Source organism: Mesorhizobium sp. M7A.F.Ca.US.006.04.2.1 (assembly GCF_004022915.1).
Taxonomy (GTDB): domain Bacteria; phylum Pseudomonadota; class Alphaproteobacteria; order Rhizobiales; family Rhizobiaceae; genus Mesorhizobium; species Mesorhizobium ciceri.
This window is the reverse complement of sequence record NZ_RZQA01001667.1, coordinates 1-426: the sequence shown is the minus strand read 5'-3', so window position 1 is coordinate 426 and position 426 is coordinate 1. Positions and strand designations below refer to the sequence as shown.

The 426-nt window shown below is 57.7% G+C and carries 1 protein-coding gene; it reads right to left on the bottom strand.

Features of this window, described 5'->3' with window-relative positions; all coding sequences use genetic code 11:
- Positions 1 to 96: 96 nt before the first annotated feature.
- Entirely contained in the window at positions 97 to 354 is a 258-nt protein-coding gene (locus EN925_RS39310) for a hypothetical protein (protein ID WP_064994914.1), read from the bottom strand.
- Positions 355 to 426 lie beyond the last annotated feature (72 nt).

The following is a 426-nucleotide window of genomic DNA, read 5'->3' as shown; positions in this document are numbered from 1 at the left end:
GTCGATGAGACAGTACTTGCGGAGTTTGGTGGCCCTGTCGAGGCGTTGCGGTGTTTGACAATCAGGCAGACAATCGTTCACAGCTATGGATGCAAATCACGCCTTCCAGAACGGCTTTTGAAGTTCCGCCTCGACGGCAGCCGGGGTGAGACCGACGTCGTCGATCCGCTGAGGCCCATCTTCCGCCAGTCGCTTCAGTTCCTCGCGATAGTACTTGCGCTCGCGCCAGACCGCGACCAGGCCGCGCAGGGCGAAGAGTCTCGCCCAGACCGATACCGGTTCAGTCGTCCACGTCGGCTGTTCGCTCCAGAGAGACTGGTAGAGTCTTGAGGTAAAAGAAAGCTGCGTGCTCATTTGGCTCGTCCTTTCTTGGTGCTGCTAAAGTCGATAACGCTACTTTGGCGGATGAGCGGACCTGCGTACTAA